Origin of the sequence: Allofranklinella schreckenbergeri (genome assembly GCF_003703475.1) — a bacterium.
GTDB classification, from domain to species: Bacteria; Pseudomonadota; Gammaproteobacteria; order Burkholderiales; family Burkholderiaceae_C; genus Lampropedia; species Lampropedia schreckenbergeri.
The window spans coordinates 1-22,267 of sequence record NZ_RDQM01000018.1 but is presented as its reverse complement, the minus strand read 5'-3'; the positions used below and the strand labels follow the sequence as shown (position 1 = coordinate 22,267).

Annotated in this window: 16 protein-coding genes; 12 read left to right on the top strand and 4 right to left on the bottom strand. The window is 64.5% G+C overall.

Annotated elements, in window-relative coordinates; translation table 11 throughout:
* Positions 1-135: 135 nt before the first annotated feature.
* From EBQ26_RS11390 to EBQ26_RS11380, 3 genes are read left to right on the top strand one after another with little or no spacing between them, the layout of a single operon-like run.
* Positions 136-654 (top strand): TRAP transporter small permease, encoded by a 519-nt coding sequence (locus tag EBQ26_RS11390; RefSeq protein WP_122254465.1) that lies wholly within the window; start codon positions 136-138, stop codon positions 652-654.
* Positions 654-1,970, top strand: coding sequence for a TRAP transporter large permease (locus tag EBQ26_RS11385; RefSeq protein ID WP_122239260.1), 1,317 nt, complete (start codon positions 654-656; stop codon positions 1,968-1,970). The genes EBQ26_RS11390 and EBQ26_RS11385 overlap by 1 nt, the downstream gene beginning before the upstream one ends.
* A gap of 2 nt (positions 1,971-1,972) precedes the next feature.
* Positions 1,973-3,016 carry a Bug family tripartite tricarboxylate transporter substrate binding protein gene (locus EBQ26_RS11380; RefSeq protein WP_122239259.1) on the top strand — a complete coding sequence of 348 codons (1,044 nt, stop codon included), beginning with the start codon at positions 1,973-1,975 and terminating at the stop codon, positions 3,014-3,016.
* A gap of 19 nt (positions 3,017-3,035) precedes the next feature.
* On the opposite strand, the gene pobA is transcribed toward EBQ26_RS11380, so the two are convergent.
* Positions 3,036-4,211 carry a 4-hydroxybenzoate 3-monooxygenase gene (gene pobA, locus EBQ26_RS11375; RefSeq protein WP_122239257.1) on the bottom strand — a complete coding sequence of 392 codons (1,176 nt, stop codon included), beginning with the start codon at positions 4,209-4,211 and terminating at the stop codon, positions 3,036-3,038.
* Between the two features lie 149 nt (positions 4,212-4,360).
* On the opposite strand from pobA, the gene EBQ26_RS11370 reads away from it, so the two are divergent.
* The 5 genes from EBQ26_RS11370 (at position 4,361) to EBQ26_RS11350 (ending at position 16,613) form a co-directional block, all read left to right on the top strand.
* Complete coding sequence (locus EBQ26_RS11370) at positions 4,361-5,161, top strand: IclR family transcriptional regulator domain-containing protein (protein ID WP_122239255.1); 801 nt, start codon at positions 4,361-4,363, stop codon at positions 5,159-5,161.
* Between the two features lie 155 nt (positions 5,162-5,316).
* A complete protein-coding gene (gene dsrO, locus EBQ26_RS11365) occupies positions 5,317-6,138 on the top strand; it encodes a sulfate reduction electron transfer complex DsrMKJOP subunit DsrO (protein ID WP_122239253.1) in 822 nt (273 codons plus the stop codon).
* Positions 6,139-6,186: 48 nt separating this feature from the next.
* Entirely contained in the window at positions 6,187-7,236 is a 1,050-nt protein-coding gene (nrfD, locus tag EBQ26_RS11360) for an NrfD/PsrC family molybdoenzyme membrane anchor subunit (RefSeq protein WP_122239251.1), read from the top strand.
* 133 nt (positions 7,237-7,369) lie between these two features.
* Entirely contained in the window at positions 7,370-10,651 is a 3,282-nt protein-coding gene (locus tag EBQ26_RS11355; protein WP_122239249.1) for a tetrathionate reductase subunit A, read from the top strand.
* 352 nt (positions 10,652-11,003) lie between these two features.
* Entirely contained in the window at positions 11,004-16,613 is a 5,610-nt protein-coding gene (locus EBQ26_RS11350; protein WP_238944339.1) for a beta strand repeat-containing protein, read from the top strand.
* Between the two features lie 121 nt (positions 16,614-16,734).
* On the opposite strand, the gene lipB is transcribed toward EBQ26_RS11350, so the two are convergent.
* Positions 16,735-17,415 (bottom strand): lipoyl(octanoyl) transferase LipB, encoded by a 681-nt coding sequence (gene lipB / locus EBQ26_RS11345; RefSeq protein ID WP_122239245.1) that lies wholly within the window; start codon positions 17,413-17,415, stop codon positions 16,735-16,737.
* Between the two features lie 29 nt (positions 17,416-17,444).
* Positions 17,445-17,714 (bottom strand): HP0495 family protein, encoded by a 270-nt coding sequence (locus EBQ26_RS11340; protein WP_122239243.1) that lies wholly within the window; start codon positions 17,712-17,714, stop codon positions 17,445-17,447.
* A gap of 179 nt (positions 17,715-17,893) precedes the next feature.
* On the opposite strand from EBQ26_RS11340, the gene EBQ26_RS11335 reads away from it, so the two are divergent.
* The 4 genes from EBQ26_RS11335 (at position 17,894) to EBQ26_RS11320 (ending at position 21,111) form a co-directional block, all read left to right on the top strand.
* On the top strand, positions 17,894-18,793 hold the full coding sequence (locus EBQ26_RS11335) for a DMT family transporter (RefSeq protein WP_122239241.1): 900 nt from the start codon (positions 17,894-17,896) through the stop codon (positions 18,791-18,793).
* 104 nt (positions 18,794-18,897) lie between these two features.
* Positions 18,898-19,332 (top strand): Co2+/Mg2+ efflux protein ApaG, encoded by a 435-nt coding sequence (apaG, locus tag EBQ26_RS11330; protein WP_122239239.1) that lies wholly within the window; start codon positions 18,898-18,900, stop codon positions 19,330-19,332.
* 50 nt (positions 19,333-19,382) lie between these two features.
* Positions 19,383-20,465 carry a thiamine-phosphate kinase gene (thiL, locus tag EBQ26_RS11325; RefSeq protein WP_122239236.1) on the top strand — a complete coding sequence of 361 codons (1,083 nt, stop codon included), beginning with the start codon at positions 19,383-19,385 and terminating at the stop codon, positions 20,463-20,465.
* Between the two features lie 97 nt (positions 20,466-20,562).
* Positions 20,563-21,111 carry an NUDIX hydrolase gene (locus EBQ26_RS11320; RefSeq protein WP_122239234.1) on the top strand — a complete coding sequence of 183 codons (549 nt, stop codon included), beginning with the start codon at positions 20,563-20,565 and terminating at the stop codon, positions 21,109-21,111.
* A 344-nt stretch (positions 21,112-21,455) separates the two neighbouring features.
* Here the strand turns inward: EBQ26_RS11320 and EBQ26_RS11315 are convergent, their stop codons facing one another.
* Positions 21,456-22,067 carry a glutathione S-transferase family protein gene (locus EBQ26_RS11315; protein WP_122239232.1) on the bottom strand — a complete coding sequence of 204 codons (612 nt, stop codon included), beginning with the start codon at positions 22,065-22,067 and terminating at the stop codon, positions 21,456-21,458.
* Positions 22,068-22,267: the final 200 nt, after the last annotated feature.

Here is a 22,267-nt window from a genome sequence, read left to right as displayed (position 1 = left end):
GTGTTGCAGATCAATGAAAAATCAACTGTAGGCATAACATGCCGAAAAAATGCGATTTATTTTCCTATTGATTTGCAATAAGTCCTCCTGCCATCCATCGCTCCCAACGCGTTGACCCAAAAAGGAGGCAACACCGTGCAACACCTGATTTATGGCATCAGCCGCGCGCTGGCCTGGCTGGGCGCGGCCGTGCTGATCGTGCTGGCCGTGCTGAGTGTGGTCAGCATCAGCGGCCGCGCCCTCAGCCAGTGGGGCCTGGGGCCAGTGCCCGGGGATTTCGAGCTGGTGGAGGCGGGCACCGCCTTTGCCGTTTTCTGCTTTCTGCCCTGGACGCACCTCACGCGCAGCCATGCCGTGGTGGATTTGTTCTGGGGCCTGTATCCGCCGTTGATGAAAAAGCTGCTTATCGTCGTCAGTGATGCCGTGATGCTGCTGCTATGGGTGCTGCTGACCTGGCGGCTGGCGGCTGGCATGCAGGACTATCGCGCCACGCAGGAGCTGACCTTCATCCTCCAGTTTCCCGTCTGGTGGGGCTACGCCGCCTGCCTGCTGCCAGGCGTGTTTGGCTGCCTGGTGTACCTGTGGCGCTTGCTGGAAGACGTGGGCCTGGCGCGCCCGCCATTGCGCTTTACCGCACCGCAAGGAGGGCACTGATGGATCCGTTGATGTTGGCGGCGTGGTCGCTGCCCGTATTGATGCTGCTGATTTTTTTGCGCGTGCCCATTGGCCTGTCCATGCTGCTGATGGGGTTGGGCGGCTCGTGGTGGATTTTCGGCAGCCTCGCGCCCTTGCTCAGCCAGATGCAAACCCTGGCCTACGGGCAGTTCTCCAGCCATTCGCTGTCCATCATTCCGCTGTTTTTGCTCATGGGGCAATTTGCCAGCCAAGGCGGCATGTCGCGCGCGCTGTTCAAGGCGGCGGAAGCCTTTATCGGCCACCGCAAAGGCGGCGCGGCGATGGCAGCGGTGGGCGCTTGCGCGGGCTTTGGCGCCATTTGCGGCTCCTCGCTGGCCACCGCTGCCACCATGGGGCAGGTGGCCCTTCCCGAGCTGCGCCGTGCGGGCTACGCCAACAGCATCTCCGTAGGCGCGCTGGCGGCGGGCGGCACGTTGGGGATATTGATTCCGCCCTCCATCGTGCTGGTCATCTACGCCATCCTGGCCGAGCAAAACGTGGCCAAGATGTTTGCCGCCGCCTTCGTCCCGGGCGTGGTGGCGGCGCTGGGCTATATGCTCACCATCGCCATCATGGTGCGCATCAAGCCCAGCCTGGCAGGCACGGTGCAGCCGCTGCCCTGGGCTGAGCGCTGGCGCGCGCTAGGCCAAGTCTGGCCCGTGCTGCTGATTTTCGCCTTGGTGCTCGGCGGCATGTACAGCGGCCTGTTCACTCCCACCGAAGGGGCAGCCGTAGGGGTCGTGGGCACCGCTTTGGTGGCCTGGTGGCGCGGCGGCCTGCGCGCGGCCAACCTCAAAGGCATTTTCGAGAGCACCGCCGCCAGCACCGGCATGCTGTTCATGATCGTGCTGGGCGCGGCCGCCTACAACACCTTTCTGGCCCTATCCATGCTGCCGCAAGAGCTGGCGGCATGGGTTGGCACGCTGGGCCTCTCGCCCTATGAAATCCTCTGGGCGATCTTGCTGTTCTACGTTGTCTTTGGCTGCGTGATGGACTCCATGTCCATGATTTTGCTGACCATTCCCATCTTTTACCCGATGATCTCCGGGCTGGATTTCGGCCTCACGCCCGAGGAGCTGGGCATCTGGTTCGGCATCCTGGTGCTGGTGGTGGCCGAAGTGGGTCTGATTACGCCGCCGGTGGGCATGAATTTGTTTGTCATCCAGTCCATGTCGGAGGACATCACCATCAGCCAAGCCTACCGGGGGGTCATCCCTTTTGTCATCAGTGATCTGGTGCGCGTGCTGATTCTGGTGGCGTTCCCGGCGCTGTCGTTGTTTGTTTTGAGGCTGTAGCCATGCTTGATGTTTGTGCCACTGAGGATGAAGCCACACCCGTATTAGGCCGGAGGGCGCTGCTGCTGGTCGGAGCGTCTGCGTGCCTGTGCGCTGCCTGGCCGGGCGCGCTCGCGCAAACCGCCCCAGCAGGGCAAGGACGTGCAGCCTGGCCGCACAAGCCCTTGAGCTTGATCGTGCCCTTTGGCGCGGGCGGCGTGGCCGATGTGACGGCGCGCACCGTGGCGCGGGCGATGGAGGCCGACCTGGGCCAGCCGCTGGTGATCGACAACCGCCCCGGCGCAGGCGGCATCACCGCCACCAGTGCGGCGGTGCGCGCGCAGCCTGACGGGCACACGCTGCTGCTTATCAGCAACGCCACCGCCATCAGTGCCACCTTGTTCCCCAAACAGCCGTTCGATGCGCGGCGCGATTTGCAGGCGGTGAGCACGTTGGGGCATTTCGACCTGGCCGTGTGTGTGCGCCAGGACGCCCCCTGGCAAAACCTGGCCCAAATGCTGCGCTTTGCCAAGGATCAGCCTGGCAAGCTCAGCATCGGCACGATTGCTGTAGGTTCAACGCAAAATCTGACTGCGCAAATGCTCAAGGCTCAGGCCGGTGTGGACGCTTTGGTGGTGCCGTACAAAAGCTCGCCAGAAGTCGTCACGGCCTTGCGCAGCGGCCAGATCGATGTGGCGGTGGATATCCTCAGCCCGCTGCTGGCGCATGTGACGGCTGGCAGCATTCGCGCGCTGGCTGTGACGGCGGCCGCGCGCCATCCGCTGTTGCCGGATACGCCTACGGCCGCAGAGGCTGGGCTGGCGGATTTTCTGGTCAGCTCCTGGAACGGCTTGGCCGTGCCTCAGCGCACGCCGCCCGCTGTCGTGCAGCGGCTCAATGCCGCTGTGCATCACGCGCTGGCCCAGGACGAAGTGCAGCAGCAACTCACCCGCCTGGGGGTGCGCCCGGCGGCCAGCACGGCTGAGGGGCTGGCGCAACTGCTGGAGAGCGACACTTTGCGCTGGCGCAAAGTGATCGAAGCGGCAGGCATGGCACCCGTCGCTTGACGGATGCTGTTGCCGAGATTCAAGCCATCGGCAAGCCCACGTAGTTTTCGGCCAAGGCGGTCGAGGCGGCCTGGGAGTGGATCAGGTAATCCAGTTCCGCCTCTTGCACGCGCTGGCCAAAACCGCCTTCGGCGGGGAAGCGGTGCATCAAATTGGTGAACCACCAGGAGAAGCGCTCGGCCTTCCAGATACGCGCCAGGCTGCGCTGGGAGTAGTGGTCGATGCCCGCCTGGCTGCGTTCCTGGTAATACTCAATCAACGCTGTGGAGAGGTAATGCACATCCGAAGCCGCCAGGTTCAACCCTTTGGCCCCTGTGGGCGGCACGATATGCCCGGCATCGCCCGCGAGGAACAGCCGTCCAAAGCGCAGCGGCTCGGCCACGAAGCTGCGCAGCGGGGCAATGCTTTTCTCCAGCGAGGGGCCGGTCACCAGGCGCTCGCGCGCGGTTTCGTCCAGGCGCAGGCGCAGCTCGTTCCAGAAGGCCTCGTCGCTCCAATCTTCCACCTTGTCGGTCAGCGGCACTTGCAGGTAATAGCGGCTGCGCGAGAGGCTGCGCTGCGAGCACAGGGCAAAGCCGCGCGGTGTGTTGGCGTAAATCAGCTCCTCGGAAACCGGCGGCGTGTCCGACAGCAGGCCCAGCCAGCCAAAGGGATAGACCTTTTCATACTCGGTGATGGCGCCGCTGGGCACGCTGGCGCGGCACACGCCGTGAAAGCCGTCGCAACCGGCGATGAAGTCGCACTCGATCGTCTCGCTGCGGCCCTCGCGCTGGAAGGTCACGCGCGGGCGCTCGCCATCGAAGTCGTGCACGGCCACATCCGCGGCCGAGTACACCGTGGGCAGGCCCAGCGCCTGGCGGGCATCCATCAAATCGCGGGTGAGTTCGGTCTGGCCATAAACCATCACCTTTTTGCCGCCGGTGAGCGCTTGCAGGTCGATGCGGTGGCGCTGGCCCTCGAACAGCAATTCAATGCCTGTGTGCGGCAGCCCTTCTGCGTGCATGCGCTGGCCCACGCCGGCCTCGTCCATCAAATCGATGGTCACCTGCTCCAGAATCCCGGCGCGGATGCGGCCCAGCACGTATTCGGCGCTTTGCCGCTCCACGATGATGTTGTCGATACCCGCTTTGTGCAGCAATTGACCGAGCAGCAGGCCGGAGGGGCCTGCACCAATGATGGCAACCTGGGTGCGCATGGGAAAGTCTCCTGGTGTGTTGTGAACAGTGAAAAGTCCAGCTTAGGGCGCAGCAGCGTCAGGTTCCACGGGCGGCGGCGGTCGTTGCGCGCTATGCGCGCAGCCTGCGCGCATAGCGCGCAAAACACCCCATTGGCAAGGGAGGCGGCATGAGCCAGGAGCCGGTTGTCAAAACACAGGATTTCATCGACGCCCTGGCGCGCGGCCTGGCGATTCTGGAGAGCTTCGACACCCAGCGCCAACGCCTCAACGCCACCCAGGCAGCCGAGCGTGCGGGCCTGACCCGCGCCGCCGCACGTCGGCATTTGTTGACCCTGGCAGCGCTGGGCTATCTGGAAACCGATGGCAGCGGCGCCTTTTGGCTGGCGCCCAAAGTGCTGCGCTTTTCCGGCAGCTATCTGGCGTCGGCGCGGCTGCCGAGGCTGGTGCAGCCGGTGCTTAATCGGCTCAGCTTGCGCTCGCAAGCGGCCCATTCCGTGGTGGTGCGCGACCAGCACGAGGGCGTCATCGTCGCGCGCAGCGGGCCGCTGGAGCGCGTTGGCCCCATGCTGCCGCATGGCCTGCATTTGGGCGCGCGCCTGCCACTGCATGCCACTTCCACCGGGCAGGTGCTGCTGGCCGCCTTGCCGCAGGGTGAGCTGCATGCCTGGCTGGCACAGCAGGCGCTATTGCCTGCTGGGCTGGCGCGGTTGACGGCCAACACCCACACCCAGGCGGACGCGCTGCATGCCGCCATTGCCCAGGCGCGCAGCCAGGGCTACGCCTTGGCCAGCGAACAGCACGAATGCGGCGTGTGCGCCCTGGCCGTGCCGCTGCTGGATATGCAAGGCCGCACCCATGCCGCGCTCAATGTGGTGGTGCGCACCGCGGGCGATAGCGCCGCGCAGTTGCAGCGCGTGTATTTGCCGCTGTTGCAAGAGGCAGCGCACGAGCTGCGCGCGGTGCTGTAGCGCAAAGTGCATCACGCGCTCTAAGCCAATAGGTAATTTCATCTATTCCGACTGCCGATGTTCTGATTTTCAACGGGCGAGCGGCTCTCTACGCTTCGTGTGTCGTCCCAATTGGGGCGATGCGTACAAAGCAAAAAGAAACAGAGAAGACCCCTATGCCCTACATCCCCAACCCTTTCCGTCGCTGTGGTAATGCCCCCGAGAGCGAGGGCTGCGCCAAGTCAGCCGCTGCGCCTGCGCCGGGCGGCAAGCGCGGCTTTCTCAAGCAATTGCTGGGGCTGAGCGCCACGGCCACGGTCATCCCCATCCTGCCCGCGCAGGCGGGTATTAACGACCAGCCGCCGCGCCGCCCCGGCATGGAAGGCAAGCGCTTTGGCATGCTGATCGACATGCGCAAGTGCATCGGCTGCCAGGCCTGCACGGTCAGTTGCTCGGCGGAGAACCAGCCGCCCATTGGGCAGTTCCGCACCACGGTGTTGCAGTACGAGATCGACCGCAACGATGGCACGGCCCCCGCGATGGTGAGCCTGCCGCGCCTGTGCAACCACTGCGACAACCCGCCCTGCGTGCCGGTCTGCCCCGTGCAGGCGACCTTTCAGCGCGAGGATGGCGTGGTGCTGGTGGACAACACTCGCTGCGTGGGCTGCGGCTATTGCGTGCAGGCCTGCCCCTACGACGCGCGCTTCATCAACCACGAGACGCAAACGGCCGACAAGTGCACGTTCTGCGAGCATCGCCTGGAGGTGGGCCTGCTGCCCGCCTGTGTGGAGAGCTGCGTGGGCGGCGCGCGCGTGATTGGCGATTTGATGGACCCGAACAGCGAGATCAACCGCCGCATGGCCGAGTCCAAGGAGGAGATCAAAGTCCTCAAACCCGGCATGAATACCGCCCCCCGCGTGTTCTACATCGGCCTGCCCGATGAGTTCGTCAATGGCATCGATGGGCAAGCCAGCGTGCGCCTGATTGCCGAGCATTGAGCGCGCCACCCGATCCAGAGCACACATGAATAGGCAAGGAGAAACACCATGGACATCATCGAGTTGTTGACGCCTTATTACGAAGCGGCCTGGTTGCCTTGGGCCGTGCAGTATTTCTTTCTCATCGGCATGGCCACCGGCGCGGCCATGCTGGCAGCGTGGGGCGTGTGGGCGCCCGAGCAGCGCCCAGCGGCCAAAGCGTTGCCGCTGGCGATGGTGCTGCTGGCGGTCACGGCCATCAGCGCCCCGGTGGCCCTGCTGGCCGATTTGCACCAGCCCGCGCGCTTTTGGCACTTTTATGCGTATCTGACGCCGTGGTCGTGGATGTCGCTGGGCGCGTTGCTGCTGCCCGTGTTCGTCACCCTCTCGCTGGGGCTGTGCGCCACCTGGTGGCTGGGCTGGCAGCGCTGGATGCGCATTCTCTCGCTGGCTTTGGTGGTGTCGGCCATCACCATCGCCGTGTACACCGGTGCGGAAGTGGCCATCGTGCGCTCGCGCCCCTTGTGGAACAACCCCTGGGTGCCGCTGAATTTGACGCTGACCGCCTGGTTGGCCGCCGTGGGCTGCATGCTGGGACTGACGCTGTGGATGGCGCCGGGGCGGGACGTGGCCGTGCGCGCCTGGCTGGGCAAACTGGGCCTGGCCCTGAGCGTGGCCCTGCTGGCCGTGGCCTGCGCTTGGGCGGTGAGCGGTTATGTGTGGCAACTGCCCTCCTTCCTGGCCGCGCAGCAGTTGTATGCGTACTTTCCCATCTGGCGCATCAGCCTGTGGCTGTCGGTCATTCTGGGCGTGATCGTGATGGTGCTGTGGTTGCGCCCGGCCTGGTGGCTGCATTCGCGCCCCATGATCGTGGCGCTGGGCACGGCGGTGTGCGCGGCGGCCTGGGGTTTTCGCTGGGCCTTGTTCATGGGCGTGCAAGGCGTGCCCAAGTACGGTGCAGGCCTGTACGTCTATCACATGCCCTTGGGCGGTGAAGGGCTGATGGGCATCCTGGGCGTGTTCGGCCTGTGCATTGCGGTGCTGACGCTGGCGCTGTGGGCGCTGGAGCTGTGGCCGCAGCGCGATGGCCGCGCGACCTTGGCGGCTACCATGCCTTGAGAATCAAGATTGTTACAAATCCATAGGAAACAAAATAACCTTGTTTCGGCATGATAGAAATTAGGTTTAATTTCCTCTGATTTGTAATTAGAAAAAAATGAACCAGACACCTGAGAACAAGAGGACGATCCCCATGACAGACAAACCCCAACGGCCTATTGCCCCTGTCCCCCCCGCCAATGCGGCCCCGGCGGCCAGCCCTGCGCCATCGGCCCAGCCCAACGCCACGCGCCGCAACTTGCTGCGCGGCGGCTTGGTGGCAGGCGGTGCGGCGGCCTTTGCCGCAGGCTATGGCGAAACCCTGATGAAGGGCGCCAAGGGCCTGCTGACCGGCACCTCGGGCGTGCCCACGGCCAATGCCACGCGCGGCAACTCGCTGCAACCAGAGTTCCGCATCAACCCCGCCACCGGCCTGCTGGACACACAGCCCGGCCAAGTCGTCAGCCCCTCGAGCTGCCTGGGCTGCTGGACGCAGTGCGGTATCCGCGTGCGCGTGGATACAGAGAACAACAAAATCCTGCGCGTGGCCGGCAACCCCTACCACCCGCTGGCCACCACCCACCACGCGCCGATGGAAACGCCCGTGCGCGAGGTCTACGCCATGCTGGGCGGCGACAACGGCCTGGAGGGGCGCGCCACCTCCTGCGCGCGCGGCTCGTCCATGTTCGAGCACCAAACCGCAGCGCACCGCGTGCTCGCGCCGCTCAAGCGCGTGGGGCCGCGCGGCTCGGGCCAGTGGCAGACCATCTCCTTTGAGCAACTGATTGAAGAAGTCTGCGAAGGCGGCGACCTGTTCGGCGAAGGCCACGTGGAAGGCCTGCGCGCCATCCGCGATGTGCAAACGCCCATCGACCCCGACAACCCCGAATACGGCCCCAAGGCCAACCAGTTGTTGTTCACCGACGCCTCCAACGAAGGCCGCAAGCCGCTGATCAACCGCTTTGCCAAACAATCCTTTGGCACCAACAACGTGGCCAACCACGGCGCTTACTGCGGCCAGTCCTACCGCGTGGGCACGGCCGCGGCGCTGGGCGACATCCCGGCCATGAAGCACGGCAAGCCCGATTGGAAAAACTCGCGCTTTGGCCTGTTTCTGGGCACCGCGCCCGCGCAGGCAGGCAACCCCTTCCAGCGCATGGGCCGAGAGCTGGCCGAGGCGCGCTCGCGCGATGAGAAGACCTACCAGTACGTGGTCGTCTCGCCGTTGCTGCCCACCTCCTCCAGCCACGCCGCAGGCGACAACAACCGCTGGCTGCCCATCAAGCCCGCCACCGATTTGGCTTTTGCCATGGGCCTGATCCGCTGGATCATCGACAACGAGCGCTACGACGCCCCATTCCTTGCCCAGCCCGGCCCTGCGGCCATGACTGCGGCGGGCGAAGCCTCGTGGAGCAATGCCACGCACTTGCTCATCAACGACCCCAAGCACCCGCGCTACGGCCAGTTCCTGCGCGGCGCCGACATGGGCTGGCCCATGCCTGCGCCCAAGGACGAGAAAACCCCGGCAGAGGACGTGTACGTCGTGCAACTGGCCGATGGCACGCTGGCGCCACACACCGTGGCCCAAGCTGCCGAGCTGTTCGTCGAGCGCATGGTGGAAATCCTGCCGCCCGCACCCGCGCCAGCCCCTGCCGCCGAGGGGCAGGCCGCCGCACCTGCAGCAACACAACAAGCCGCCGCGCCCCTGCCGCCCGTGCCAGTGGCCGTGTGCAGCTCGCTGTTCAAACTGCGCGAACAGGCCCGGCTCAAAACCTTGCAGGAGTATTCCGACCTGTGCGGCGTGCCCGTCAAGGAGATCGAAGACCTGGCGCGCGAATTCACCAGCCACGGCAAGCGCGCTGTCGCCAACTCCCACGGCGGCACCATGAGCGGCGCGGGCTTTTACACCGCCTACGCCATTGCCATGCTCAACAACCTGATCGGCAACCTCAACGTCAAAGGCGGCTGGGTGCTCGATGCAGGCCCGTTTGGCCCCTTCGGCCCCGGCCCGCGCTACAACTTCGCCAAGTTCGACGGCATGGTCGCCGCCAAGGGCGTAACCCTCTCGCGCACGCGCTTTCCGTACGAGAAAACCAGCGAATTCAAGCGCAAAAAAGAAGCGGGCGAAAACCCCTATCCGGCCAAGGCCCCCTGGTATCCCGCGCCCGGCCCCATGAGCAGCGAAATGCTGGCCGCCGGCCTGATGGGCTACCCCTACGGCATCAAGGCCTGGATCAACCACATGAGCAACCCGGTGTACTCGATCTGCGGCTTCGAGCAGGCCCTGGTCGAAGGCGTCAAAGACACCAAAAAACTGCCGCTGTTCATCTCCATCGACCCCTTCATCAACGAAACCACTGCGCTGGCCGACTACATCGTGCCCGACACCGTCACCTACGAAAGCTGGGGCATCGGCGCGCCCTGGGCCGACGTGATCGCCAAAACCTCCACCGTGCGCTGGCCCGTGGTCGAGCCGGCCACCGCCAAAACCGCTGAAGGCCGCCCCATCAACTGCGAAACCTTCCTCTTTGCCGTGGCGAAAAAGCTCGGCCTGCCCGGTTTTGGCAAAAACGGCATGTCCACCAAGGACGGTCAGCCGCTGGATCTGGACACGCCCGAGCAATTCTTCCTGCGCGGCATGGGCAACATCGCCTACCAGGCCGGCAAGCCCGTGCCCGAGGCCAGCGACGACGACATCGCCATCACCGGCCTGACGCGCTGGATGCCCGAGCTGGAGCAAAGCCTGGCGCCCGAGGAAGTGCGCCGCGTGGCCATGGTCATGAGCCGTGGCGGGCGCTTTGACAGCATCGACGCAGCCTGGAAGGGCGACCACATCAAGGCCGCCTACGCCAAGCCGGTGCAAATCTGGCACGAGCCGCTGGCCAAGATGCGCCACTCCATGACCGGCGAGCGCTACAGCGGCTGCCCCACCTGGTACCCCACCCGCTTTGCCGACGGCAGCGCCATGCGCGAGCACTACCCGGAAAAGGACTGGCCGCTGACCATGAGCTCCTACAAATCCAACCTGATGAGCTCCATGTCGATCGCCGCCTCGCGCCTGCGCCAGGTGCACCCGCACAACCCCATCTCCATCAACCGCGAGGATGCGCAGGCCCTGGGCATTGCCAATGGCGACCACATCCGCGTCACCACCCCCGGCGGCTCGCTGCAAGGCGTGGCGCTGGTGCGCGGCGGCATCGCCAAAGGCGCCATCGCCATCGAGTACGGCTACGGCCACACCCAACTGGGCACAGTGGCGCACTTGGTGGATGGCAAGCCCACGGCGCACAACCCGCAGCATGGCCGGGGCGTGAACCTCAACCGCCTGGGCTTTACCGACCCGACCCGCCCGGCGCACGACAACGTCTGGATCGATTGGGTCTCCGGCGCCGTCGTACGCCAGGGCCTGCCAGTGCGGGTGGAGAAGGTGGCGTAAGCCAGGGACAGGAAAAACCTCCGTGGGGCGAAAGGGCTGGGCGCTCTTTCGCCCTTTTTTGTGGGGTAATTGCCCCAAACCATAGGAGAAAAGGGGTGATTGACCTCGCATTAATGGAACAATCGCCAGATCGCACAGCGAGAGTGGGGCGCAGTGCTGCAGGCCTTCGGTTTTGATCGAGGTCATGGATACCCCATTGCCCGAGCTCCACAATGGGGCCGGTGCAAGAAACCCACGTACTTGCGAAAGGAGATTCTTTGTTATGAGGGTTCAACCAAGAAAACGAAGCGCCGTTTCATTACGGCGCAATGGACAGCGGCTGGCGGCGTTGTCGCTATTGCTGTTGGGTAGCGTGTGGTCAAGTCAGGCCCTGGCCGCACTCAATATCACCGTGGCCAAGGTACACGATGGCACTGGTACCTGTACGCTCGATGCGGATACCAACAACGATGTGCTGTGCACCAATGACGAAGCGCGCTACAAGGTGGACTACCAAGTCACGCCGCCGCCTGTGAAGCAAGACAACGTTCGTATCACGGTGAGCCTGCCCGCCACGGAGCCGTTTCGCTTTGCCCCCACCAGTGCCGGCCTGAGCACCTGCCGCAATGCCGCCACCGCCATCAGCGCCGATGGCCGCACGGTGGACTGTCTGCTGGTTGGCAGCGGTGCCAACCCGCCCAATGGCCCTATCGCCAATCAGTCCGGCACGCTGTTTTTTGATGTCAGCACCAGAAGCGAAGCTCAAAACGGCAGCGTGCTAGGCAGCGTCACCGGCAAGATCGTTTCCGATCAAGACACCGCTGGCGCAACCTCCACCGCGCCCGGGGTGACCGTGGTGGCCAAGCCGCAAATCGACCTCGTCAAGCGCTACATTGCCAACCTCGGGGCGATCAACAAGCCGGCCGGTTGCAGCTCTGCGGCCACTGGCACGGGCCTGGCGCTGCTCTACAGCGTGGCCCTGAACATCCCGCAGACCAAGGGCCATGAGTCGCTGCAGCAGGGCTGGACCTATACCGACGCGCTCGGCAACCTGGGCGCGGACGCCTGCGTGTACAGGGTGGAAAGCTACCGCGAGCGCAACAACCGCACGTTCCCCGCAGGCGGCGTGCCAGCCAATGTGCCGGTAGACGCTGGCACCGGCTCCTACAGCTTTGTCCAGGCGGGCAGCACGGTCACCGTCACTGCCTCCACCACCAACCCGCCGCTGACCTCGGGCGAAGTCACCGGAACATGGCCTGGCGCGGCCAATGCCACGGCCCTGCATTACATCCGCGTCTGGATCCCCAAGGATACGGCGACCAACAATGGCACCAGCTGCCAGTACTCGCCGCAGAACCGGATCGAGGAACTCACCGCCCCGGGTCTGTCGGGCGTGCCCAACGCCAGCGACGATCCGGCCAACAACGTGGTGACGACCAACAACATGAGCGTCTGCTCGGGCGAGTTCCAGAAGTTGTTCTACGCCACGAGCAAGGGCCGCTCCGCGCCGCTGGTCAACAGCCCCAACCGCATGAGCAACGACCTGATCGGGCCGAACGACTTCGTCGACTCCTATGTGTATTGGGAGAACAAAGGCGTCAACGCCGCCCAGGTTTCGCTGTGCGACCACTGGGACAACCGCAAGCTCAAGCTTGACCTGTTCGACCCCTCCACCCACGGGATCTGGACTGCGCCGCCGGGCACCCCCCAGCTGGGCGCCAACAGTCCCTACCAATGGAAGAAGCTTCCGGCAACGACAGCCAACAGGGACCACAGCCCCGGCTATGCCCACTTCTACAGGAATTCGGGCGATGCGGGCGGCGCCAGCTCGGCCAGTGGGCAGCCTGAGGACGCGGAAGTCCAGTTCGGCTTTACTGCCTTTGGCAACGGCGATGAAACCCTGCTGCGCGATGCCAGCTGCAACAACGCTGATTCCACGCTGAGCGCCGTTGCCGCTGCCGCCGGTGTGCCGACCACAGGCATCATGGCCTCCGGCTGGATCACCCAAAGCGCGCTGGAGGCCAACCCGGCCTTGGTGCCGTTCATCAACTCGGCCCGCCTGGTGAATGTGAACATCCCCGTGAGTGGTCGTGTCCAGATGTTCGTGCACCTGAACACGCTGCCCGCCAACCCGCAGGACGGCGCTACCTGGCCTGATGGCAGCATCATTCCCAACTACGGTCTGTATCAGACCTCCGTCGAGTCCGGCTTCGAGCCCGGAACCCTCAACTGGAAGCATTCTGAACACGCCTTCATGGGCAACGACCACAATGCCACGCTCTTGGGTTCGGGCAGTTCATCGTGCAAGACCAGCACCAACCCGGCCCGCTACTGCGACGATGCCTACAGCGACCGCCTGCGCCTGTCCACACAGTCCGTCAGCATCCGCAAAGGCATTGAGGGCGTTGACCCTGCCGGCGGCCCCGCAGCCGACAACCCGGTCGTGCCCAAGACCAAGGGTCAGATCGTGACTTACCAGTTGTGGCCGCGCCTGGTGTCAAACCAGCCGAACGTGACGATCCCGAACGACCTGATCCTGATCGACACCATCCCTGCGGGTATGAGCTTTGTCAGCGGCTCGCTCAAGTGGGGCGGCGCGCCCGTGCCGGCGGGAGACTTCCATCTGGACGACCAATCGGCCACTTTCGCCGCTTCCACGCTGCAGATTCGTTTGCCGAATGTGAACGCCAGCAGCCCGGCTGCGGACATTGACGTGGTGGAGTTCCAAGCGCAAATCATGCTTAATGCGCCGGGCAACATCCCCAATGCTTCGCTGATCAACCAGGTAGAGATCCGTGGTTGCGCCCCAGGGGCCAGCTTCACGGGCGGTGCCCTGACTTGTACCGATCAAACGAGAGGCCAGCGTCTGGTCGAGCGGCAAGCCACGCGCACCGTGCGCCTGGGCGCCATCGACGGTCTCGTGGTGCAGAAGGCGGTGATTGGCGATGCCGTCAAACAAATCGGCTCGGGCTTCACCATGGAGTTGCGCTACCAGAACGTGGGCAACGAGAAGGTGGAAGAGCACCGCCTGATCGACGTGCTGCCCTACAACGGTGAGCCGCCGCGTGGTGACACCAGCTTCAGTGGCCAGCGCCCAGTGACCCAGGTGCGCGCGCCTGCGGCTACCGGCTATCAGGTCTATTACACGACCGACCTGCCGACCACCATCAACACCAACCCCAAGTGCTCCAGCAACATCACCGCCGTCACTGGCGACTGGCCCGCGTTCGCGCCGGGCGTGCCAGCAGCGGCAGGCTGTGCCAACAACAGCGGCAGCACCAACTGGATACTGGCGACCCAGGCTGGCGCAAACTGGACGGTGCCTGAGAACACCACGGCGCTGCTGATGAAAGACACCGAGCCCTTCACCTCGGGTGCGCCCAGCCGTGCGTTCCGGTTCGACTTCAATACGCCCGGCTCGCGCCATGACGATGTGTACGCCAACAACTTCAGCGGTGCCCACGGCAGCGCAGGCACTGCAGCGCAGGAAGGCACGGGCGCACGCTTTGATGTGACCTCGAACAACGTGCAGGTGCGCGTGTACGCATCGAGCATCCAGGGCACGGTCTTCGTCGATCCGGATGCCAATGGTGCCACCACAGGCTTTGACCCGGCAGGCGGCGACACCGGCTTGGGTGGCCAGACGGTGACCTTGCGGCGCACGGGCATGCCCGATCGCACTGCGGTGACAGCTACCGCCGCCATTGCGGCTGACAAGTTCTACAACCCGACCAATGGCGAAGCCGCCAACGCGGTCGGCCCCGGCCTGTGCCCGGTGCCTGCCTCTGGTCTGGCCGCGGGGCAGTATCTGTTCTGCGATCTGGAAGCGGGCGAATACTCGCTGGTCGAAACCCAGCCTGCAAACTACACCACCACCGGCAACCGGGCCGGCACGGCGGGCGGCACGGTCGCTGGCGACACTATCAGCGCTATCAATCTGGCAGCCAATACCAAAGCCACCGGTTATGACTTCGGTGAGCGCCAGCAGGCCACCGTTACCAAGGTCTCTGGCCGCGTGTATGTGGAAGGCAATGGCAACACGGCCGATAACGGCAACGCCACCGATCCCGGCATTGGCGGGGTGACCGTGACGCTGACGTACACGCCTCCTGGCGGCGGTGCACCCGTGACGGCAACTACCACCACCACGGCCGATGGCAGCTACGAGTTCACCAACGTTCCTGTAGGTGCAACGAACTTGAGCATTACCGAGACCCAGCCCTCGGGCTATGAGAACGTCTACAACACCCCTGGCAGCAGCGGTGCGGCCAATGGTGGCAACAACCCTGGCACCACCAGCGACAGCGTGATCACCATCGCGACGCTGGCGGCAGCCGGTTCGACGGGCAACAACTTTGCTGAGAAGCAAGCTGGCGGCACGCCGCCCCCGCCCCCACCCACCGTTACCACGGTCTCTGGCCGCGTGTATGTGGAAGGCAATGGCAACACGGCCGATAACGGCAACGCCACCGATCCCGGCATTGGCGGGGTGACCGTGACGCTGACGTACACGCCTCCTGGCGGCGGTGCACCCGTGACGGCAACTACCACCACCACGGCCGATGGCAGCTACGAGTTCACCAACGTTCCTGTAGGTGCAACGAACTTGAGCATTACCGAGACCCAGCCCTCGGGCTATGAGAACGTCTACAACACCCCTGGCAGCAGCGGTGCGGCCAATGGTGGCAACAACCCTGGCACCACCAGCGACAGCGTGATCACCATTGCCAAGCTGCAAGCGGGTGGTTCGGCAGGCAACAACTTTGCCGAGCAAAAGCCCGCCACCGTCACCACGGTCTCTGGCCGCGTGTATGTGGAAGGCAATGGCAACACGGCCGACAACGGCAACGCCACCGATCCCGGCATTGGCGGCGTGACCGTGACGCTGACGTACACGCCTCCTGGCGGCGGTGCACCCGTGACGGTGAGCACCACCACCAAGGCTGACGGCAGCTACGAGTTCAGCAACATCCCTGTGGGTGCAACTGGGCTGACCATTACCGAGAAGCAGCCTGCTGGTCACACCAATGCCTACAACACTGCTGGTGGCAGTGGTGCGGTCAATGGCGGAAACAACCCTGGCACCACCAGCGACAGCGTGATCACCATTGCCAAGCTGCAAGCGGGTGGTTCGGCAGGCAACAACTTTGCCGAGCAAAAGCCCGCCACCGTCACCACGGTCTCTGGCCGCGTGTATGTGGAAGGCAATGGCAACACGGCCGACAACGGCAACGCCACCGATCCCGGCATTGGCGGCGTGACCGTGACGCTGACGTACACGCCTCCTGGCGGCGGTGCACCCGTGACGGTGAGCACCACCACCAAGGCTGACGGCAGCTACGAGTTCAGCAACATCCCTGTGGGTGCAACTGGGCTGACCATTACCGAGAAGCAGCCTGCTGGTCACACCAATGCCTACAACACTGCTGGTGGCAGTGGTGCGGTCAATGGCGGCAACAACCCTGGTACCACCAGCGACAGCGTGATCACCATCGCCAAGCTGCAAGCGGGTGGTTCGGCAGGCAACAACTTTGCCGAGCAAGAGCAGCAGATGCCTGACCTGACCTCCTCCATGGTCTGCACGGCTTCGGGCGCTATGGCAACTTGTGAGCTGACTTGCACCAACAATGGGCCGGGTGTGGCGCGCAATGTGGCCTGCGGCTTTACCTCTGGCTTGCCTGCGGGAGCGACTGTGAGCTGCACGCCTGGTTCGCCGCAAGCCACATTGGCGGAGGGCGGCACGATCGTGTGCACCACCAGCGCGTTCCAGATCCCGTCCACTCCGCTGGAGTTGCAGGGCGGCGTTGGGGCGGCTAACGACAGCAATGGTGGCCCCGCACTGAGCGCAGGTAATAACGGCACACGTGCGCTGATTGGCGGTGGAGCGTCGTCGGTCGTGCCCGTACCCACCTTGGGCTTCGGTGGCTTGCTGCTGCTGGCCTTGGCATTGGGTGTGGCGGGTTTGCGCCGCCGCGTTGCCTGATCGCAAGGCGTGAAAGGCCAAGCCGTCCAAATGTGGATGGCTTGGTTCTGAAATAAAAAGAGCCATACGGACGACCGTATGGCTCTTTTTTTGCCAGGCGAGGGCGAGTGCCGAGCGCTTGTTATGGCGGCAGTTGCGCCTGTAGCTGATCGGCCAGGCAAGCGGCCACGGCATGCCAATCGGCGTTCACGCCCAGCGAGCGCATGTCGCAAGTGGTTAGATGGGCGTAGCCGCAGGGATTGATGCGCTGGTAAGGCTGTAAGTCCATGGCCACATTCAGCGCCAAGCCGTGGTAGGCGCAGCCACGGCTGACCTTGATGCCCAGCGCGGCGATTTTGGCCAAGCCTGCAAACGATGGCGCTGCTTTGTCCGCATCAGGCTCTGCCTGTGAGGGGGGCAACGTGGGTGAAGCGGTGGCCAGTGCCACATACACGCCGGGCGCACCAGCCACACGCTGGCCTTGCAAGCCAAAGGTGCGCAGCGTTTCGATGACGGCGGCCTCCAGTCGGGTGACGTAATCGCGAACGAACAAACCGCGTCGCCGCAAATCCAGCAGGGGATAGGCCACGACTTGGCCCGGGCCGTGGTAAGTGACCTGGCCGCCGCGTGTGGACTGCACAACGGGGATGGCGTTTGTGCCGAGGATGTGCCGCGCGTCGCCTGCGGTGCCCAGGGTATAGACGCTGGGGTGTTGGCATAGCCACAGTTCGTCCTCGGTGTGGGCGTGGCGCGCCTGGCTCCAAGCCTGCATGGCAGCCACAGTGCGTTGGTAGTCGGCTAGCCCCAAGTGGCGGATTTTCATGACGGGCAAGTGGCGCGCGTGGCGTTGGCTTAGAACACCATTTTGGAGAGTGGGTGCGCCGTCAATTCCTGATAGATGCCGTCCAGGTGTTCGCGGCTGGTGGCGGTGATGGTGATGGTGACGCTGAGGTATTTGCCCTCGCGGCTCTCGCGCAGCTCGACCGTGGTCGGGTCAAAGCCGGTGTCGTGGCGCGCAGCGATAGCCTTGACGGCGTCGATGAATGCTTCGGACTTGAGACCCATCACTTTGATGGGGAACTCCAGTGGGTATTCGATGATGGATTCTTGGGCGTTGCTCATGGCGTTTGCGTAAAAAGCGGGGAGAGAAAAAGGCCGCTTTTCGGTGCGGCGCAAAGCATTCCATTGTGCCGTGGTTCGATCAGATCGGTTGCTGGGCTGGGGATTTTGCGAAGGCGGCCTGCGCGCCGGACGCTCTACACTCGCAGCCCCGCGCTTTTTGTCTGCCTTCATTGCCTGTTATGCGTACCACTCTCTCGCCTGCTACTGCGTTTTTGTTGACCCTGCCAACCCTGATGTGGGCAGGCAATGCGGTGGTAGGCCGCGTCCTGGCGCCACTGGTGCCGCCGCTGACGCTGAACTTGCTGCGTTGGACACTGGCGGTCGTGTTGCTGCTGCCGCTGGGCTGGCGCTTGTGGGGGATGCGTGCCCAGTTGGCGGGTTCGCTCAAGCCATTGGCGCTCATGGGCTTGTTGGGCGTGGGTTGCTACAACGCTTTTCAGTACATGGCGCTGAAAACCTCCACGCCGCTGAACGTCACGCTGGTAGCGGCGAGCATGCCGCTTTGGATGATGCTGGTTGGCGCACTGTTTTTTGGCGAGCGTCCCGGGCTGCGTCAGGGCGTGGCGGCGCTGTGCTCCATATCGGGCGTGCTGGTGGTGCTCTCCGGTGGGCAATGGCAGCGGCTGGCCGCGCTGCATCTGGTGCCTGGCGATGTGCTGATGTTGGCTGCCGCTGTGTGCTGGGCAGGCTATAGCTGGTTGCTGATGCGCGCGCAACTGCCCGCCGATCTGCGTGGCGACTGGGCCGCTTTTTTGTTGGCGCAAATCCTGTGCGGGCTGGTGTGGTCGGGCCTGTCCACTGCTGTGGAGTGGCAGGTGGGGCAGACGCATATCGTTTGGGGTTGGCCTTTGCTGCTGGGCCTGGTGTATCTGGCGGTGGGGCCGTCGCTGATCGCCTATCGTTGTTGGGGCCTGGGCGTGCAGCGCGCAGGGCCGACGGTGGCGGCGTTTTTTTCCAACCTCACCCCCCTGTTTGCGGCCATTCTTTCGGCCGCTTTGCTGGGCGAAACGCCGCAGGCCTACCACGCATTGGCGTTCGCGCTGATCGTGGCGGGCATCGTGATTTCGGCCCGCAAATGATTCTCCCGGGGTGATGCCTTGCGCCATCTGTGCCCGTGCAAAGGCTTGTGGGGCAGTGGGGCCAGTAGGCAGTCGCCCGCCCAAAACGCTCTACCATCACGTCCATGGCCAGCAGCATCCCCTTTCACGTTGACGTGCGCACGCAGTACCTGCCCGAGCAATCCCGCCCCGCGCAGGGGCTGTACCGCTTTGCCTACACCATTCGCATCACCAACTCCGGCCCGCAGGCCGGGCAAGTCATTGCCCGCCATTGGTGGATTCGCCACGGCGATGGGCAGACCGAGCAGGTGCGCGGCCTGGGTGTTGTGGGCGCGCAGCCCTTGCTCAAGCCGGGCGAGACGTTTGAGTACACCAGCGCCTGTCAACTGCGCACACCCACGGGTGCCATGCGCGGTTATTACCTGTGCGTGACAGAAGAAGGCCAAGTTTTCGAATCGCCCATCGCCGAGTTCACGCTGGACGCCTACGCGCGCGAGCGCCCGGATGCGGCCCTGGCCCGCGAGCTGTCGTTGCCGCCCGGCCCGCGCGTGCTGCACTGACGCCATGCGCTTGCCTACGCATTGCCCCCGTATTGCCATCCGCATTGCCTATGGGCGAGTTTGACCTGATCCGCCGCTATTTCAGTGGCCCTGACTGGCAGATGCGCAGCCCCGCTGTGGTGCAGGGTGTGGGCGATGACTGTGCCCTGCTGCAACCGGCGGCGGGCATGCAATTGGCCATCTCCTGCGATACCTTGAACGAAGGGCGCCATTTTGTGCCCGGCACCGACCCAGCCCGCCTGGGGCACAAAGCCCTGGCCGTCAACTTGAGCGATCTGGCCGCCTGCGGCGCTGCGCCGTTGGGCTTTACGCTGGGGCTCAGCCTGCCTGCCATCGACGAAAGCTGGCTGAGCGCATTTGCCCAGGGTATGCAGCAACTGGCGCGCGCCAGCGCCTGCCCGCTGGTGGGCGGCGACACCACCCGCGGCCCGCTGGCCTTGCACATCACCGTGTTTGGCCAAGTGCCGCAAGGCCAGGCACTGCTGCGCAGCGGCGCGCGGCCGGGGGATCGGGTGTACGTCACCGGCGCCATTGGCGAGGCCCGTGCCGGGCTGCATGTGTTGCAAAACACGCCGCCCTGGGACGAAGCCGAAGCGCCCGTCGCAGCAATCAAGGCATCGATCACCGCATCGGCTGCCGAACCAGTTGCCGCCTGCAAGGCACGCCTGATCGAGCGCCTCGAAGCCCCCACCCCGCGCCTGGTGCTGGGCCAGCGCCTGCGGGGCGTAGCCAGCAGCGCAATTGATTTGAGCGACGGCTTGCAAGGCGACCTGGGCCATATCCTGCGCGCCAGCGGCGTGGGTGCGCGCCTCAGCGGCCCGGCCTTGCTGGCCACCGCCCCCAAGCTGTGGCGCGCCCCCGCGTTGGCAGGCTGGAGCACCGCCCAGAGCGTGGCCTTTGCCCTGGCGGGCGGCGACGATTACGAGCTGCTGTTTACCGCCCCGCCCGAGCGGCATGCGCAAGTGCTGGCGCTCGGTCAAGGCGCCGATGGCCGGGGTGGCGACCTGCCCATCCACCCCATCGGCCACATCACCGCAACGCCGGGCCTGACGGTGCTGGACGAAGCCGATGCGCCCATGGCGCTCACGTCGGCCTCGTTCGATCACTTTGCCCAGATTGTCAAATCAAAGTAAATTCGATTTAAGTATAGAATTGCCGAAACAGGGTATTTTTATTTCCTATTGATATAGAAAAATCCTTGTATTTTCCTTTGCCAGTCCCGCCTCTGCCATGCAATCGCGCCACCTCATCCACCACTGCCGCCGCTGCGGCCATGCCGTCGAGCAACGCGTGCCCGACGATGGCGACACCCGCGTGCGCGCCATCTGCCCCGCCTGCCACCTCGTGCACTACCTCAACCCGCTCAACGTCGTGGGCACCATCCCCGTGTGGGAAGACAAAGTGCTGCTGTGCAAGCGCAACATCGAGCCGCGCATGGGCAAGTGGACGCTGCCCGCAGGCTTCATGGAGCTGGACGAAACCACCGCCGAAGGCGCCGCGCGCGAAACCTGGGAGGAGGCCGGCATCCACGTGGACATGGGGCCGCTGTTCTCCATCATCAGCGTGCCGCGCGTAGGCCAGGTCCACCTGTTTTACCGCGCCGCCATGCGCAGCCCCGAATTCGCCCCCGGCCCCGAAACCCAGCAAGCGCGCCTGTACGCCGAGGCCGACATCCCCTGGGACGAGCTGGCTTTCCAAACCACCCAGCGCACGCTGGAGCGCTTCTTCGCCGACCGCCGCGCCGGGGCTTTCGGCCTGCACGATTTGCGGATTGATTAGAGCGTGTGATGCACTTTCCGCCCCCCCGCGAGAGCGCCCCGGCGTGTGCAGTGCAAGAGGACGGCAACGCCGCAATGCGCATGCCGGGGCGCTTCTGCCTTCGGGCTGGCCCCAAAACCATGCACTCGCTGCGCCCTCTCGCTTGCCAAGGCAGCCAGCCTTGGCGGCGCGCGCCGCCTTGCGATTACACGGTTTTGGGGCCAGCGCGGGGGAGCGCAAAGTGCATAACACGCTCTAACGCCCGCTTGCAGCTACACCGTGTCGCCGTCAAAGCGCACTTGCCCCAGCGTTTGGCCGTCGGGGCTTGGGGCGGATTTCGATGGGGCTGGACGTGCGCGGTTCGATCATTTCTGCCCGGCCAGCAGGGCATCGTCAATGGCATCGGCGCGCAGGCGGGCGGGGCGCTGACTGTGCGCTTCTACAAAGGCGAGAAAGGTCGGGCGCGGCTCCAGCAGTTGGAATTGCAAATACCAACCCACGTAGGCGGATACCAGCAGGTCGGCGGCGGTGAAGGTCTTGCCGACCAGATGGGTGCGATCTTTGAGGGCGGCTTCCAGGGTGTCGAGCAGGTCTTGCTCGGTGCCGAAACCGGCCGATTCCGGCTTGGGCAGGTTGCCGCCGTTGGCTTTGGCCATCATCAACTGCTCCAGCGGCGCCATGAAGCTGATCCAGCGGTAATAGCTGCCGCGCTCAGGCGCGCCCACCGGCGGGGCAAGTTGTTTCTCGGGCACAAGATCGGCCAGATACAGGCAAATCGCCGCCACTTCGGTGACCACGGTGTCGCCGTGCCGGATGGCGGGCACCTTGCCCATCGGGTTGATGGCGCGGTATTCGGGCGCTTTCATGCTGCCGCCGTACTCCAGCAGCACGGTGTCGTAGGGCAGGCCGGTTTCTTCCAGCATCCAGCGCACGACGCGTCCGCGGGACATGGGGTGGGTGTAAAAGGTCAGAGACATGGCGCGCTCCTGTTTGAGTAGAGGCGGTAGTGTGGCACAGGGCCTGTTTCTCGATGAGCGTCATCACACGCTCTAGAGCGTGTTATGCACTTTTCCGAGAGGTGGTGCTGAGCTTGGATACAGTGCCAGCATGTCTCGCAAGCCTTACCCCAGTGATGTCAGCGATGAAGAATGGAGCTTTGTCGCCCCTTATCTGATCT

Excerpts from the sequence above, each read along its gene's own strand:
- EBQ26_RS11340 (WP_122239243.1), bottom strand. The coding sequence starts at position 17,714 with ATGAGCAACGCCCAAGAATCCATCATCGAATACCCACTGGAGTTCCCC.
- dsrO (WP_122239253.1), top strand. The coding sequence starts at position 5,317 with ATGCCCTACATCCCCAACCCTTTCCGTCGCTGTGGTAATGCCCCCGAG.
- nrfD (WP_122239251.1), top strand. The coding sequence starts at position 6,187 with ATGGACATCATCGAGTTGTTGACGCCTTATTACGAAGCGGCCTGGTTG.
- EBQ26_RS11385 (WP_122239260.1), top strand. The coding sequence starts at position 654 with ATGGATCCGTTGATGTTGGCGGCGTGGTCGCTGCCCGTATTGATGCTG.
- lipB (WP_122239245.1), bottom strand. The coding sequence starts at position 17,415 with ATGAAAATCCGCCACTTGGGGCTAGCCGACTACCAACGCACTGTGGCT.
- EBQ26_RS11320 (WP_122239234.1), top strand. The coding sequence starts at position 20,563 with ATGCAATCGCGCCACCTCATCCACCACTGCCGCCGCTGCGGCCATGCC.
- EBQ26_RS11380 (WP_122239259.1), top strand. The coding sequence starts at position 1,973 with ATGCTTGATGTTTGTGCCACTGAGGATGAAGCCACACCCGTATTAGGC.
- pobA (WP_122239257.1), bottom strand. The coding sequence starts at position 4,211 with ATGCGCACCCAGGTTGCCATCATTGGTGCAGGCCCCTCCGGCCTGCTG.
- EBQ26_RS11335 (WP_122239241.1), top strand. The coding sequence starts at position 17,894 with ATGCGTACCACTCTCTCGCCTGCTACTGCGTTTTTGTTGACCCTGCCA.
- EBQ26_RS11370 (WP_122239255.1), top strand. The coding sequence starts at position 4,361 with ATGAGCCAGGAGCCGGTTGTCAAAACACAGGATTTCATCGACGCCCTG.
- thiL (WP_122239236.1), top strand. The coding sequence starts at position 19,383 with ATGGGCGAGTTTGACCTGATCCGCCGCTATTTCAGTGGCCCTGACTGG.
- apaG (WP_122239239.1), top strand. The coding sequence starts at position 18,898 with ATGGCCAGCAGCATCCCCTTTCACGTTGACGTGCGCACGCAGTACCTG.
- EBQ26_RS11355 (WP_122239249.1), top strand. The coding sequence starts at position 7,370 with ATGACAGACAAACCCCAACGGCCTATTGCCCCTGTCCCCCCCGCCAAT.
- EBQ26_RS11315 (WP_122239232.1), bottom strand. The coding sequence starts at position 22,067 with ATGTCTCTGACCTTTTACACCCACCCCATGTCCCGCGGACGCGTCGTG.